The 13,978-nt window shown below is 68.6% G+C and carries 12 protein-coding genes and 1 pseudogene; 6 read left to right on the top strand and 7 right to left on the bottom strand.

The features are described from left to right. Window positions 1–17: 17 nt before the first annotated feature. The 3 genes from ACGFIE_RS07665 (at window position 18) to ACGFIE_RS07655 (ending at window position 4,306) form a co-directional block, all read left to right on the top strand. Window positions 18–2,765 (top strand): ATP-binding protein, encoded by a 2,748-nt coding sequence (locus ACGFIE_RS07665; protein WP_393292153.1) that lies wholly within the window; start codon window positions 18–20, stop codon window positions 2,763–2,765. Next, a complete protein-coding gene (locus ACGFIE_RS07660) occupies window positions 2,728–3,294 on the top strand; it encodes a hypothetical protein (RefSeq protein ID WP_393292151.1) in 567 nt (188 codons plus the stop codon). The genes ACGFIE_RS07665 and ACGFIE_RS07660 overlap by 38 nt, the downstream gene beginning before the upstream one ends. A 100-nt stretch (window positions 3,295–3,394) precedes the next feature. Next, window positions 3,395–4,306 (top strand): aminoglycoside phosphotransferase family protein, encoded by a 912-nt coding sequence (locus ACGFIE_RS07655; RefSeq protein ID WP_393292149.1) that lies wholly within the window; start codon window positions 3,395–3,397, stop codon window positions 4,304–4,306. A gap of 216 nt (window positions 4,307–4,522) precedes the next feature. Here ACGFIE_RS07655 and ACGFIE_RS07650 read toward each other — a convergent pair whose 3' ends face one another. After that, window positions 4,523–4,933 carry a hypothetical protein gene (locus ACGFIE_RS07650; protein ID WP_393292147.1) on the bottom strand — a complete coding sequence of 137 codons (411 nt, stop codon included), beginning with the start codon at window positions 4,931–4,933 and terminating at the stop codon, window positions 4,523–4,525. A 300-nt stretch (window positions 4,934–5,233) separates the two neighbouring features. Here ACGFIE_RS07650 and ACGFIE_RS07645 point away from each other — a divergent pair, with 300 nt between their 5' ends. From ACGFIE_RS07645 to ACGFIE_RS07635, 3 genes and pseudogenes are all read left to right on the top strand, one after another. Further along, window positions 5,234–6,178 carry a hypothetical protein gene (locus ACGFIE_RS07645; protein WP_393292145.1) on the top strand — a complete coding sequence of 315 codons (945 nt, stop codon included), beginning with the start codon at window positions 5,234–5,236 and terminating at the stop codon, window positions 6,176–6,178. Further along, complete coding sequence (locus ACGFIE_RS07640) at window positions 6,175–6,858, top strand: hypothetical protein (RefSeq protein WP_393292144.1); 684 nt, start codon at window positions 6,175–6,177, stop codon at window positions 6,856–6,858. Before ACGFIE_RS07645 ends, ACGFIE_RS07640 begins: the two co-directional genes overlap by 4 nt. 120 nt (window positions 6,859–6,978) lie before the next feature. Next, window positions 6,979–7,653 (top strand): annotated as a pseudogene (locus tag ACGFIE_RS07635) (SGNH/GDSL hydrolase family protein); the annotation flags it as partial. Between the two features lie 137 nt (window positions 7,654–7,790). Here ACGFIE_RS07635 and ACGFIE_RS07630 read toward each other — a convergent pair. From ACGFIE_RS07630 to hppD, 6 genes are read right to left on the bottom strand one after another with little or no spacing between them, the layout of a single operon-like run. Next, entirely contained in the window at window positions 7,791–9,149 is a 1,359-nt protein-coding gene (locus ACGFIE_RS07630; RefSeq protein WP_393292142.1) for a hypothetical protein, read from the bottom strand. Then, window positions 9,146–10,114: an alpha-ketoacid dehydrogenase subunit beta gene (locus tag ACGFIE_RS07625; RefSeq protein ID WP_393292139.1), complete on the bottom strand. Its 969-nt coding sequence runs from the start codon at window positions 10,112–10,114 to the stop codon at window positions 9,146–9,148. Before ACGFIE_RS07625 ends, ACGFIE_RS07630 begins: the two co-directional genes overlap by 4 nt. Before the next feature lie 55 nt (window positions 10,115–10,169). Next, on the bottom strand, window positions 10,170–11,141 hold the full coding sequence (locus ACGFIE_RS07620) for a thiamine pyrophosphate-dependent dehydrogenase E1 component subunit alpha (RefSeq protein WP_393292137.1): 972 nt from the start codon (window positions 11,139–11,141) through the stop codon (window positions 10,170–10,172). Further along, window positions 11,138–11,929, bottom strand: coding sequence for a DUF3050 domain-containing protein (locus ACGFIE_RS07615; RefSeq protein WP_393292135.1), 792 nt, complete (start codon window positions 11,927–11,929; stop codon window positions 11,138–11,140). The genes ACGFIE_RS07620 and ACGFIE_RS07615 overlap by 4 nt, the downstream gene beginning before the upstream one ends. Window position 11,930: 1 nt before the next feature. Continuing rightward, window positions 11,931–12,839: a phytanoyl-CoA dioxygenase family protein gene (locus tag ACGFIE_RS07610; protein WP_393292133.1), complete on the bottom strand. Its 909-nt coding sequence runs from the start codon at window positions 12,837–12,839 to the stop codon at window positions 11,931–11,933. Then, window positions 12,836–13,927 carry a 4-hydroxyphenylpyruvate dioxygenase gene (gene hppD, locus ACGFIE_RS07605; protein ID WP_393293193.1) on the bottom strand — a complete coding sequence of 364 codons (1,092 nt, stop codon included), beginning with the start codon at window positions 13,925–13,927 and terminating at the stop codon, window positions 12,836–12,838. Before hppD ends, ACGFIE_RS07610 begins: the two co-directional genes overlap by 4 nt. Window positions 13,928–13,978 lie beyond the last annotated feature (51 nt).

The raw sequence follows: 13,978 nt of genomic DNA, 5'->3' as shown, positions 1-13,978 counted from the left end.
GTCACGGTGGAGACGAAATGACAACGGACTTCATGCAGTCACGGCTCTGGCTACGAACGCTGGGCGCGGAAGACTCGGGGGTGGGTAGCGAGCAGCGCGATCAACTTCGTGCTGCGTACCTACAATTCAGAAGCGTGGTCCGCGATTTGGCAAGCGAGATAGCCATTTCGATGCCAATGTTCACCGACCATTCGATCGATCACATCGATGCTCTCTGGGATACTGCTTCGCTTCTGACCGGAGATGATTTCCCGATCAATCCCGCAGAAGCTTTCGTCATGGGCGGATCGTTCCTCTTGCACGACCTAGGTATGGGCCTTTCGGCCTTCCCGGGTGGGGCGGACGACGTCATGAGCGACCCGATATTCGACGACCTGTTTGCGATGGCACTGGAGAAGCTGAAGAGCGCGAGTGTCGCAGGATCGAATGAGGAGGGGTTACGCAAGCTAGCCCGCGAAGATGCAATATCGACCGTTCTTCGACTCCGCCACGCGAAGCAAGCCGAACGTCTCGCCTCCCAACGCTTCCGAACCGCAACGGGTGGAGACTTCCCACTGCTGGAGAACACGGAGCTTCGCAGCGCTTTCGGCGCCGTAATCGGAAGAATTGCGCACAGCCACTGGTTCGACGTAGATGACCTTCCCAACCATTTCCCGAATGTCTTGGGATCCTACGCGCGCCATCCTGACAGTTGGCACGTCGACTCGCTCAAGATTGCCTGCATACTACGCCTGGCAGACGCCGTCCACATCGACAGCAGGCGAGCACCGACCTATCTCCACGCATTCCGTCGACCCACCGGGGATTCGAGCCGGCACTGGTATTTTCAGCAACGCCTGACGAGGCCACGGGTAACAGCAGATCGACTCGAATACACATCGAATCAGGTTTTCGAGGTGAGCGAAGCATCTGCGTGGTGGCTGGCATTCGACACCATCGGAATGATCGATCGCGAGCTTGGTAAGGTGGACGCTCTCTGCGCCGACCTCGATAGACCCAGGTTTCTGGTCCGATCGGTTGCAGGCGCAGAGTCGCCTGATCGCCTGGCGCGATTCATCCCCACGTCAGGTTGGCGGCCCATCGATGCCACATTGCGGGTCTCACAGGTAAGCGACGTTGTCGGCCGACTCGGCGGGAAGGAGTTGTACGGCGATCGCCCCGAGGTCGCGCTACGCGAGGCCGTTGCCAACGCCGCCGACGCGGTCCGGGCTCGATCGAGGCTTTTCGGTGGCAGCGACCTCGCTGTGATGGTACGTCTTAAGAAGGAGGACGAATCCTATTGGTTGACGATTGAGGATCACGGCATAGGAATGAGCGCAGACAAGCTGGTTGCCGCGCTCACCGATTTCGGGTATTCACACTGGCAATCCACCGACATGGCGAGCGAATATCCCGGCCTCATCTCTCGCGGATTCAAATCCACGGGTCAGTTCGGAATAGGGTTCTTCTCGATTTTCATGATTGCCGACTACGTCGAGGTCAAGAGTCTGAAGCACTTCGAGGCGGCAAATGAAACGAATGTGCTGGTTTTTCCGAACGGGCTGAACACCCGGCCACTGCTTCGTGTAGCTGACGAGGCAGAGCGCCTTCACGGCGGAGGCACTGTCCTTCGAGCCAAACTGAGGCACGACCCACTCTCAGAGGATGGATTATTCAGAACAGACACACTGAATCAATCTAGGACGCACATGCTGCGGACGCTGTTGCTGGAGCTCTGCGCCCTCGCTGATGTGGATATCCAACTAGACGGCCCGGACGAAGGATCCGCCACTGAAACCCTGCTGCGCGGTAACGACTGGAAGACACTGCCGCCCCGCGACCTTTTCCGTAGACTGTACCAAAGCAGCGAACTTCATCCCGCCGAGCAGGCCATGTATGACGCCTACGAGGAGGTCTTCGCCGAACACGTACGCGATCTGCGGGACGAGAATGGAGACGTGATCGGGCGAGCCATCCTTGCGTCTGGCCTGGAGTCCGAGACAGTGAAGGACCTATGGTGGTGGCCATCCCCGAGAGCCAAGATATACGTGGGTGGATTCTACGCGGACCAGATTTGGGACTGCCTTGGCGCATTTTGCGGAGCGCCTTTGAAGGCTGATCGATTCTCGGCGTTTCCCGTAGCCAAGACGGATGAATTGAGGGGATGGGCGGAATCACAAGCGGAACTTGTGCGGAGGAGCAAGTTCGCGACCGCCCGGAGCAGGTACGGAGCGGGCGATCTCGCGCGTTCAGTCGGAGCCGAGGTCCCACTCCTACCCTGCGGTTTTGTGGACGGTGGCGAAATCCTTCCGGCCGACCTCGTCACGATGCTGAGAGAGCGCGACGAACTCATCATGATCCCGAGTTGGGAGCTACACGTTTTCCACCGGGACGACGGCACGGCTGTTTACATCGACCAGACGAGGGGCAGGCAGGTGATCCTTCCCGCCCACGCGATCGTCTACGATTACCCGCATTGGTTCTTTCCGGAAGAGGTGCTAAAGCGACCCAAGGACGAACGGTTCTCCGAATTCGGCGCCGCCGAACGTGGCAAATGGAATCCGCGTAGATGGTGGTATTATGCTGGAAGAGTCGGGTCAACCAAGATTATCATCGAGGCGGCCTCACTTGCCTGGAACTGTGAACCCTTAGAATTAGTGGACAGTTTCGAATGCCTCGACCTTGATGAATCGGGTGACAATCGCCTGGTACTTGGGTGCGCAGACGGAGTCGGTGAGGCGAGGGTGGATGCCTACCGTTTACGTCGACCACCGGCGGATACTTAGGACCGTCATCGCAGCCGTCGAACACTCTTGGATTGGAGAAGATGTGCGGCCTGATTCTGACGACGGGCTCGCGCTGGCCGACAACATCCGGCTCGAGCGATACCGCTATATCTTGCGCCAGATCGAGAGTGTGAATCAGAATACCCACCGCTTCCTGGCGCTGTACCAGGCAATCGTGACGAGCTTGGCCACCGCCTGCGTGGCTCTCTTTCTTGGTTATGAGCAGTGGGGGGTAAAACCAGGAGTTGCCCGAGCCGGGCTGATAGCCTTGATGTTCCTTGCATCGCTGGTCGCCTGCTTTGCAGCAGTGCTCATCATCGCCGGCATCTTCTCCTGGTTGGATTACCGCCGGGAAGAGTGTCGACTGGTGAACCCGGTTGCAGGGGAGGGATTTCGGGATCCGCCGCAGTGGCGCAGCTTCCTCAGATGGTACGAGACGTGGGTCGCACTGTTTATCATTGCATCGATGGCGGCTATGTGGTTGGTGGTGCTGCACCTCTTGCTACCCGTTCTTGACGCGGCTCAGTGACCATGAGAACAACGTGTAGCCCAAGCGCCGGCCGCGATCGGCTCTGCCTGCGACGCAAATCGGTTGCTGGCCACCCTGCGGTGCCCCCAGGCTCGAACAGATGAGCGCACCGCCCCTGCCTGACGTGCCAAACGACGGCACAAGGATCGACACGACCCTGGTCCGCCGGCTGGTCGCCGAGCAGTTCCCCCGGTGGGCCGAGCTGCCGGTGCGCTCGGTCGAGGTCGGCGGCTGGGACAACCGCACCTTCCACCTGGGCGAGGACATGACAGTGCGGCTACCCAGCGGCGAGGGGTACGCGTCGCAGGTCGCCAAGGAGCAGCGCTGGCTGCCGTGGCTCGGCGCGCGGCTGCCGCTGGAGATCCCCATTCCGCTGGCCCACGGCCGGCCCGGCGCGGACTATCCGTACGGGTGGTCGGTCTACGGCTGGATCGACGGCCGGACCGCCACCGCCGAGCGAATCGAGGACCTCACCCGGTTCGCGACCGACCTCGCCGCCTTCCTTCGCGCCCTGCGCGCCGTCGACGCCACCGACGGTCCGGTGGCCGGCCCGCACAGCGCCTGGCGCGGTGGGCCGCTGTCCACGTACGACCCGGAAACGCGGGCGGCGATCGAGGCGCACCGCGACCGGCTGCCCGTCGACGTGGTCACCGACATCTGGCAGGCCGCCCTCGATGCCACCTGGGACGGGCCGCCGGTCTGGTTCCACGGCGACGTCGCGGACGGCAACCTCCTGGTCCGCGACGGCCGGCTGGCCGCCGTCATCGACTTCGGCTGCTGCGGTGTCGGCGATCCCGCCTGCGACACCGTGATCGCCTGGACCCTGCTGCGCGGCGCCTCCCGGGCGGCGTTCCGCGACGCGCTCGACGTCGACGCGGCCACCTGGGCGCGCGGGCGCGGCTGGGCGCTGTGGAAGGCGCTCATCACTCTGGACGCCCCGGCGCCGGCCACGGCGGCCTGGGCCCGGCGGGTGCTCGACGAACTGCTCGCCGAACACGCCGTGCCTCGCTGATCACCGCACGATGCCAACCAATCGCCAATTGAAACGGCTTCCGCCGAATCGCGTTGCCAAGACCACCGGACGTGCCCGCGCGAAGGACCTCGCCGACCGTGCGGCCGTGGCGTGCCTGCTCGTCACCGCGTCGCCGATCCTGGCCCGCGCACCCGGATCCCGAACCGCCGTACCAACCCCCACCCGAGGGTGGGTGATCACGAGGACGCCCCGCCGTCAGTTCGGAGCGGGGCTGACGGTGGGCTGGCCCGCGCCCGGGTCGCACACCGTCCAGCGCTTCTCGTGCTTGCGGAAGTGCAGCGTCACCGGCTCCTGACCGGCCACGGTGACCTGCGCGGTGGCGGTGTCGCCGGTGATGCTGACCGCGGTCGTGGAGACCCGCATCCGGTGCTCGGCGGGCATCTCGATCGGGTCGTTCGCCTCCGGGTGGAGGTCGACCTCGTCGTCATCGAGCGCGGCGGCCTCCTCCGGGCAGAGCAACTCGGCCAGCTTCGGCTGGTCGGCGGTGTCGATGGCGGCGGCGAACTCGGTCACCAGGTTGCTGATCGCGCGTTCGTCGCTGTGCTCGTCGACGCGCTGACGCAGCGCGGTGACGACGACCACCGCGACCACGGCGAGGACGACCACGGCGGCCGCACCCGCGATCAGGATGACCCGACGCCGCGGGCCGCGCGACCGTTCGGTGGGAGGCGGCCCGGTCAGTGCTGGCGGCCAAGTCGGTGCTGGCGGCCCGGCCGGTGCTGGCGGCCAAGTCGGTCCTGGCGGCCCGGCCGGTAACGCTTCGCTCGACGCTCGCGGCTCGGGAGTTGGCTCGACGGAGGCGTCCGGATCGTCGGTCATCTCGCCCCTTCGCCTCGCTCGGACCTGCGTCAGGCCCCACCAGCATAGGCGGTTACTGATATCCGGCGTACACCCGCCTATGCTCCGATGGAGACAGACGGGATCCACGGACGTAAGGGCGGTGCGGTGTTGCCGACCACCAGCAGGTTCAAGCCGATAGCTCGCGTCGTCACCGCGCTGACGTTGCTTGTCGCCCTGGTGACGGCAGTGCCCGCGCCGGCGTCGGCGGCGCCCTGGGACAAGGATGCCTGCGCCGGGCAGCAACGCGCCGTGGAGCAGGTCCTGGCCCAGATCAAGGTGCACAACGCGAAGCCGCACCTGTTCACCCTGCCGAGGCAGGCCGCCGCCTACAACGCGTACAACGCCGAGGCCGCCGCCCTCGACGCGGCGCGTACCCAGGCCGCGGCCGCGCTCACCGCCTGCGCCTCCGCCATCGCCGCGATGGCGGACCAGCGGCCCGGGTCGCCGACGTTCACGCCGCCGACGGCGCGCGAGTTGAGCGACCTGACGGAGGCGCTCAAGAAGATCCCGCCGAACTTCCCACCACGCACCACACCGGTCGGGGGTGGGAACACGTGGACCGTCCCGATGACCAGCCCCGAACGCCCGCTGTTCGATGTCCTTCGCAACTACTCGCCCGGAGACCCGCGGAACTGGCGTGCCTTCACCCTGCAGGGTCAGCGGATGCCCACGATCGGCGCCGCCGACCCGTCGGCCCCCGGCCGGGTCGTCGGCGTCTGGCCGAAGTCCGGAGCGCCGGGCGTGTCGCCCGACCACATCGTCCCGCTAGCCCGCATGATCTACATGCCGAACTTCATGAAGCTGACCCCACAGAACATGTTCCGGGTGGCGAACGCACCGGTGAATTTCCAGTGGATGTCGAGATGGGCCAACACGAGTAAGGGATCACGGAGCGTGGGAGCGCTGACCAAGTTCGACCCGGCGTGGCAGGCCGCTCAGGTCCGCCGGGAGGCGCGGGCCTACCGGCAACTACAGGACATCATCAACAAACTGGTGAAGAGTCAGGGGTGAGCGAGCTGCCCGGCGTCACCGACGACGCGATCCTGGACGCCGCCTTCGCCCCGGCGCTGAGCCTCGTCACCGGCATCCCGGATGACCTGCATCCGGAATGGCTCCCCGTGGTCACGGCGCCCACCGCCGAAGAGCGGATCGCGGCGGCTCTGGCTCGGTGGACGCCGGACTTCACCGACCTGCTGCCACAGTTCTTCGGCGAGTTCCGCACTCGGCTGCTGGACGTCCGGCTCGGGCGGGCAGCCGGCGAACTGGCGCTGATCTACGTCGTCCGCGGCCGAGACGACGAACTGGTCCTCTGGATGGGTTGGGACCCCCGGCGGTTCCGCGAGCCACGATTCTGGAACCGGTTCCCCGCCGCCGCACGGACGTTCCTCCAGACCGTGCACGCCGGCTTCAGCCACCCCGATGGCGTCTCCGGCGGGTTGGCGCACGTGGGCGAGATGAGCACGTACGCGGAGTGGGCCGAGGAACCCGACGGTCTGGCGGACTGGGACGAGGAGCAGGAGATCGCCTCGACCCGCCTGCTGGTCGTCACCAGCAACGGGACCAACCTGCTCTATTGTCTCTCGCCCGACCTTCCCACCGGCACCATAGCCCTGGTATACGAGGGCGACATCGATCCGCAGCCGTTCGCCGCCAGCATCGACGCCCTCATGGTGCGTCCCCTGGAGAACTGAGGTCGGGTCGCCGTAGGACGCGCGTCAAAGCCCTGTCGACCGAGGACCGGCCGGTGGTTCGTCGGCGCGTGGCCAGTGGGGCTGCTGGCCGGCGGCGTGTGGTTCGGTTAGCGTGCCGGCATGCCATCGACGCTCACCGAATCGACGGATCCGTACTGCCTTCGTCCCGGGGAGGCCGCCGAGCTGCTGCGTGGGCACCCGTGGCGGCGGTTCGTGGCGATCGGCGACAGTGTCGTGGAGGGCATGTGCGAGCCGACCCCGGGCTACCCGGACGTGCAGTGGGTCGACCGGGTGGCCGCCGAGCTGAGCGCCGCCCGCCCCGGGCTGGCGTACCGCAATATGGGTCGGCGCGGGCTGCGCGCGCACCAGGTGCGGGCCGAGCAGCTCGCCCCGGCGCTGGCCTTCGCGCCGGACCTCGCGCTCGTCGTCTGCGGCGGCAACGACGCGTTCCATCCGAAGTACGACGCCGACGCGGTGGACGCCGAGCTGACCGCGATGATCACCGCGCTGCGCGACGCCGGCGCGGACGTGCTCACCGTGGGCATGTTCGACGTCTCGCACAGCCCGGCGGTGCCCGACGCGCTGCGGCCCGGCCTGGGCGAACGAATGCGCCGCCTGTCAAGACACACGGCGAGCCTGGCCCAGCGCCACAACACCATCCACGTGCACCTGACCGACCACCCGCTGACAGCCGACCCGACCCTCTACAGCTCCGACGGCCGCCACGGCAGCGCCCGCAGCGACGCCATAGCGACAACGGAAACCCTCCGCACCCTCTCCCACCACCTCCACCCCCCTGCCCCCCAACCCCCCAACCCCCCACCCCCCCAACCCCCCCCAACCCCGTTGATCATGAAGTTATCGCCACGACACGCCGCTGCGGAGGGCAATAACTTCATGATCGACGAGGAAAGGGGTGGGCCTGGGGGGGGTTAGTTGGACAGGAGGATTCCGGTTAGGAGGACTCCGTGGGCCAGGTTGAGGATGCCGTCGCCGCCGGGGTAGCCCACCCTGGCCAGGCCGCCGGAGGCCGTGCGGCCGAACAGGTACGGGGCCAGGGAGTACGGGACGTCGGCCGTCACCGTCTCGCCGGTCTCGATCTGCACGAAGTCCATCGGCACCCGGTCCGCGGGCAGGTACTGCTGCAGGATCGCCCCGCCCCGGTCGACGGCGGCGCGCAGGCCCTCGGCCCAGTCCGTCGGGCTCAGGTCGGGGCCGATCAGCACACCGAGCCCGGCCGAGCCGTCCGCCGGTTTCGCCACCAGCTCGGCCTGCTCGGCGAGCGCCCGATCGAGCAGCGCGGCTGTCAGCGGCACCGTGTACGGCACGTGCCGGCGGATCAGCGTCTGGTCGTCGGCGGGCAGGGCGTCCACGTCCTCCCACAGCCAGGCGAAGGTGGTCTTGTTGCCCAGCAGCCAGGCCGCCGCCGACACGTACATCGGCAGCGTGCCCGCGGCCAGCGCGCCGGCCACCGCGTCCAGGCCGGCGGTCGGGGTGACCCGGTTGGGCACGAAGAGCCGGAACAGCGCGTCGACAGGTGCGCCGTCGACCACGAGCCGGCGCTCGGCGTCCAGGGTGGCCGTGGACAGGGGCGCGATGACCAGGTCGATGCCGAAGTCGCGGGCCCGCACGGCGAGGGGGTCGAGGATCCGGATGAACGTCTCCGGGTCGTCCAGGCCCGGGTAGTCGGCGTCGAAGTCCATCAGCAGCGCCAGCCGTGCGCCGTCGGGCAACCCCAGCTCCGCGCGGATCGCCACGAACCGCTGGTCCAGCAGCGACGGCGCGGCGCGTACCGGCAGGTCGTCGAGGATGCCCTGTTCGGCGTAGAGCTGCGCGAACCGCTGGATGACGGTGTCGGCGTCGAATCCTCCTCCGAGGCTGCTGTCGATGTTGTACTCGACGAACTTCGGCACGCCCTCGGTGAAGATCACATCCGGCCGGTACGCCGCCAGCAGCGCCTCGGTCAGCGGCTCCGACTCGTCCAGTAGCCGGGTCTCCCCCGCCGGGACGCCGAGCAGCCGGCGCAGCTCACCGGCAGTGGCCACCCGCCGCCGGCAGGCGTCCAGGACGAGTTGGGCGAGCCTGTCGCAGACCTCGTTCAGCTCCCGCCAGGCGTCGGCGGTCAGGACCGGGGGGCGGGCCAGCCGCCACTGCTTGTTGTAGGTGGCCCGGCCATGGAAGACGCGTTCCCAGGCGGCTGCGCCGCTGGCCACCATGGCCCGGCGGGCCGGCTCGGGCAGGTCGGTCCAGGCCCCGTCGGCGGACGGCCACGAGTAGTTCGGATCGATCATGATGAGTCCTTCATGGTCAGGTGGATGGCGGTGGCGAGCTGCTCCCGGGAGGGCTGCACGGCGCGGTCCAGGGCTGGCGCGAACGGCAGCACCGCGCCGTCCGGGCGGGTGACCCGGCGCGGTGGGGCGAGCAGCCGGACCCGCTCCACCACCGAGGCGATGATCTCGGCGGCCATGCCGCAGGAGCGGTTGCCGTCGTCGAGGACCACGAGCCGCCCGGTGCGGGCCACCGACTCGGTCAACCCGTCGATGTCGAACGGGTACAGGGTGCGCGGGTCGAACACCTCCACCGAGACCTGGCCGGCCAGCTCCTCGGCCACGGCGAGCGCGTCGTGCACGAGGTGCCCGATCGCGACAACCGTGACGTCGTCGCCGAAGCGGTGGACGCGGCCCCGGCCCAGCGGCACCGGCTCAAGGTCGGCCACGTCGTCGCGGACGTCCATCGCGCCGGCCGGTGCGAACACCACCACCGGGTCGTCGTGCCGGATCGCGGTGACCAGCAGCCCGTACGCGTCGGCCGGGGTGGCCGGCACGACGGTGACCACGCCGACGTGGGCGAAGAGGCTGTACGGGTGGTCGGAGTGCTGCCCGGCCCAGCCGGTGCGCGACCCGGAGCCGGGCACCAGGTAGGTGACGGGAACACTGCACTGCCCGCCGGTCATCAGCGGGAACTTGTGCGCGTGGTTGACGATCTGCTCGAAGACCAGGAACAGCAGCGACGGGATCTGGAACTCGATCACCGGCCGCAGTCCGGCCAGCGCCGCCCCGGTGGCGAAGCTGGTGAACGCCTGCTCCGACAGGGGGGTGTCGCGGACCCGGTCGGTCCCGAACCGCTTCGCCAGGCCGGTGGTCACCAGCGACGCCCCGACCTGGACGTCCTCGCCGAGCAGGAACACCGCCTCGTCGCGCGCCAACTCGTCGGCGAGGGCCCGGGTCAGTGCCCGGCGGTACGACAGTCGGGGCACCTCAGCCACCTCCGGTGCGCAGGGACATTCAGCCACCTCCGGTGCGCGGGGACATTCAGCCACCTCCGGTGCGGGCGGTCAGGCCGCTGGCGTACAGGTAGGTCAACGCGTCGGCCGGGTCGGGTTCCGGGCTGTCCAGGGCGAAGCGCACCGCCGCGTCGAGAGTCGCCTCGACCTCGGCGTCCACTGCGGCACGGTCGACGTCGGAGAGTCGGTCGCCCTGGATGCGAACCGGGTCCCGGGCCTGACCCCGGCGCACCTCGTCGGGCGGTCGGTAGTCGAGGCGTACCGCATGTTCGAAGGTGTGGTGGGCGTCGAAGCGGTAGGTACGGGCCTCGACCAGCTCGGGGCCGCCGCCGGCGCGCATCCGGCCGACGGCGGCCGCCGCCGTGTCGCGTACCGCCTCGGGGTCCTGGCCGTCGACCTGGACGGCCGGAATGTCGAACGCGGCGGCGCGGCCGGCGATGCTGCCGGCCACCGCGCCGGCGACCGGCATGGTGGTGGCGTAGCCGTTGTTCTCGCAGACGAACAGCACCGGCACCCGCCACAGCGCGGCCAGGTTGAACGCCTCCAGCAGCATCCCCTCGTTTACCGCGCCGTCGCCGAAGAAGCTCACCCCGACGGTGTCGTGGCCCTGCCGTCGGCGGGCCCACACCGCGCCGGTGATGATCGCCCCGGAGGCGCCGACGATGGCGTTCGCGCCGAGCACGCCGATGCTGAAGTCGGCGGCGTGCATCGAGCCGCCCCGTCCGGCGTTGAGGCCGGTCAGCCGGCCGCACAGCTCGGCGAGCATCCGCGCCGGATCGGCACCGCGGGCCAGCACGTGCCCATGGCCGCGGTGGGTGCCGGCGAGCACGTCGTCGACACCCAGGGCGGCGCAGACGCCGGCGGCGATCCCCTCCTGACCGAGGTACGGGTGGATGCCGCCGACGATCTGCCCGCCGTGGACCAGCTCCACCGCACGTTGTTCGAACCGGCGGATCAGCCGGACCGTGCGGTAGAGCCGGACCGGGTCGGCGTCGGTCACGCCGGCCCCTTGACCGCGGCGAGGATGTCGTCCCAGAGCCGGGCGCGGGCGGCGAGGGCGGTGTTTACCGTGTCGGCGCACTCCTGCCACTTGGCGTCGTCGTCGCCGCACAGGTCGGCGAGCATCTGCATGGCCATCGGGGTGTGCTGTTCGCCGTCGACCTCGATGTGCCGTTCCAGGTAGTCGACGAACGTGTGCAGCCGGTTGCTGCGCTCGTTGACCGCGACGACCTGCGTGAACATGTCCGGGATGAGGTCCTCCCGGCCGAACGCGAAGGCCGCCGCCTGGCAGTGCACAGGCGTGGACTCGATGATGTGCCAGGTGGTCGCGGCGAACGTCGCGGACGCGGCAGGCGCCCCCGCCTCGGCGAGCGCGTCGGTCACCGGCCGGCCGGCGCGCAGCAGATCGACGAGGGCGTTCACGGCTGTGGTGTCCGCGCCGGCCTCGGCCATGCCCCGCACGTACAGCTCGAAGTGGCTGATGTAGCCCTCGCCCAGCTCGTCGCTCTCCTCCACCATGACGATGTCGTTGATGAGGCGACGGCTGCCGGTCGGGCCGGTCGGGATCCACGGGACTGTCACGCAGGTCAGCTGCCGCTGCAACGACTTCAGCAGGGACATGAAGTCCCAGACCGCGAACACGTGGTGCTCCATGAAGGTGACGAGCGCCTCGTGGGTGTCCAGGTTGGCGTAGAGCGGGTGCTTCACCACGGCGTCGCGTCGCTCGGTCACCGCCCGTTCCAGCCGTTCGATGCCCGGGTGCGTCCTACCCCAGTCGTAGCGTGACATGTCAGCCTCCCTGCGGGGCGCGGTGGCGCCAGATGACGGGGCAGTAGTCCGGGTCCGCGTAGTCGGGCCGCCCCTCGTGGGTGCGGCGGACCAGCACGTCGTGGTTGTACGCGGCGAGCGAGCCGTCGGAGAGCGGATACTCCCGCCAGGCGTTGTCGCCGTCCTGCAGGTGCAGCGAGATCGCCTGCCGGGGGCGTCCGCTGACGTTGGGGCCGCTGCCGTGGTAGGTCCGGCAGTGGTGGAAGCTCACGTGCCCCTTGGGGATCACCATCGGGATCTTGCGGATCTCCGCGCCGTTGTACGCGGCGTTCTCGGCCAGCATCTCCTCCAGCTGGCTGCGGTCGCGGTCGGCGAAATGCCGCACCACCGTGTCGTCCGCGCCGATCTCCTTCCACCGGTGCGAGCCGTCGACCATGGTGATGGTGCCCATCTCCTCGCCGCAGTCGTGGAAGGGGATGAACGCGGTGAGCATCTTCTCCGACGACGACGACGCCCAGTAGTGCTTGTCGAAGTGCCAGGGCACGATGTTGCTCGGCTCGCCGGAGATCGGCGGCTTGTAGATAAGCGTGGACTGGAAGACCCGGATCTCGTCGGCCTCGGCGAGCCGGGCGGCCACCGCGCCGACAAGCGGTTTGCGCAGGATCGCGCCCAGCCCGTCATGCTCGTGGTGGACGTAGTCGTTGTGCCGCTGCACCGGCCCCCGGGCGGGCTCCCAGTAGGCGAGCTTCGGTGGGCGTACCGGCAGCCGGCGGTCGCGTTCGCCGTTGTAGTAGCGCTGCGCTGCGGCGGCGAGGGCGTCCACCTCGTCGTCGGTGAAGATCTTTTTCGACAGGTACCAGCCGTGCTCGGCGTAGTGCCGCACGTCGTCGTCGGAGGGCAGCAGCGCCTGCTCCTCGGGCGTCAGGCTCACGCCCCCACCCCCTGTGGCGTGGCCGCCGCTGCGGCCAGTTCCCGCTCCTTGGCCTCGTACAGCGCCTTGATGTTGCCGCTGCCGAAGCCGCTCGCCCCGCGCCGCTCGATCAGCTCCAGGAAGAGCGTGCGGCGCACGTGCATCGACTCGGCGAAGATCTGCAACAGCTGCCCGCCGTGGTCGGAGTCGACGAGCACCCCCAGCTCGCGCAGCCGTTCCAGCGGCGCGTCCACCCGGCCGACCCGCGCCTCCAGGGCGTCGTAGTAGCTGGCGGGGGTGCCGGCGAAGCGGACACCACGTCGGCCCAGCGACTCCACGGCGGCGACGATGTCGTCGGTACGCAGCCCCAGGTGCTGCACTCCCCCACCAGCGTGCTGGTCGAGGAACGCGTCGATCTGCCCCGGCCGGCGGGCCCGGTCCGGCTCCAGCAGGACCACGGTGACCTGTCCGGACGGGCTCTGCACCACCTTGGAGTTCATGCCCTGCCCGTCGACCTCGATGTGCTCCTCGAAGATCTGCGCGAAGTCGAACAGCGCCTCGAAGTGCCGGACCGTCTCGTCCAGCTCGCCGGGCGGCACGCAGACCGCCAGGTGGTCGACCTCGGCGAGGACCGGCTTCCCCTCGTCCGCCGCGAACGGCGTCGGTGTGATCACGCCGGGCAGGAAGTCGGCGCGGCTCCCGGTGCGCTGCACCAGGCGGTGCCGCACGTCGGCGAAGCCCTCCACCTCGGCGGTCACCACCTCGGCGTCCGCGCCGGTAAGCGTGGTCGGTGGCGTCACGCCCGTGGCGCCCCGGCCCACCAGCTCGGCGTACGCCTCGGCGACGTCGCCGACCTCGACGGCGACGACCGCGATGCCATCGCCGTGGCGCTGCACGTACCTGGCGGCCGGATGCTCGGCGCTCAGCCCGGAGGTGAGCAGCAGGCGAATGTCGCCATGGCAGAGCAGCAGTGAACGCTGCCCGGTCAGCCCGGTCTCCGGGCCACCCTGGCCGCAGATCTGGAAACCGACGGCGGTGCTGAAGTAGAAGGCCGCCTGCCGGGCGTCGCCTACGTAGAGTTCGATGTGGTCGATCCCACGGATGTCCATCTTCTCAGTGCCCTTCCCCATGCTTTCCCCCCGTGTTGCCGTCCGGACGCC

The organism is Micromonospora sp. NPDC049275, from assembly GCF_043197115.1.
GTDB lineage: Bacteria > Actinomycetota > Actinomycetes > Mycobacteriales > Micromonosporaceae > Micromonospora.
The sequence above is the reverse complement of the archived record's forward strand: the minus strand, read 5'-3'. Positions and strand labels throughout refer to the sequence as shown.

Bases quoted from the DNA above. Each gene is read 5' to 3' on its own strand.
- ACGFIE_RS07665 (WP_393292153.1), top strand. From the start codon at position 18: ATGACAACGGACTTCATGCAGTCACGGCTCTGGCTACGAACGCTGGGC.
- ACGFIE_RS07660 (WP_393292151.1), top strand. From the start codon at position 2,728: ATGCCTACCGTTTACGTCGACCACCGGCGGATACTTAGGACCGTCATC.
- ACGFIE_RS07655 (WP_393292149.1), top strand. From the start codon at position 3,395: ATGAGCGCACCGCCCCTGCCTGACGTGCCAAACGACGGCACAAGGATC.
- ACGFIE_RS07645 (WP_393292145.1), top strand. From the start codon at position 5,234: ATGGAGACAGACGGGATCCACGGACGTAAGGGCGGTGCGGTGTTGCCG.
- ACGFIE_RS07630 (WP_393292142.1), bottom strand. From the start codon at position 9,149: ATGATCGATCCGAACTACTCGTGGCCGTCCGCCGACGGGGCCTGGACC.
- ACGFIE_RS07615 (WP_393292135.1), bottom strand. From the start codon at position 11,929: ATGTCACGCTACGACTGGGGTAGGACGCACCCGGGCATCGAACGGCTG.
- hppD (WP_393293193.1), bottom strand. From the start codon at position 13,927: ATGGACATCCGTGGGATCGACCACATCGAACTCTACGTAGGCGACGCC.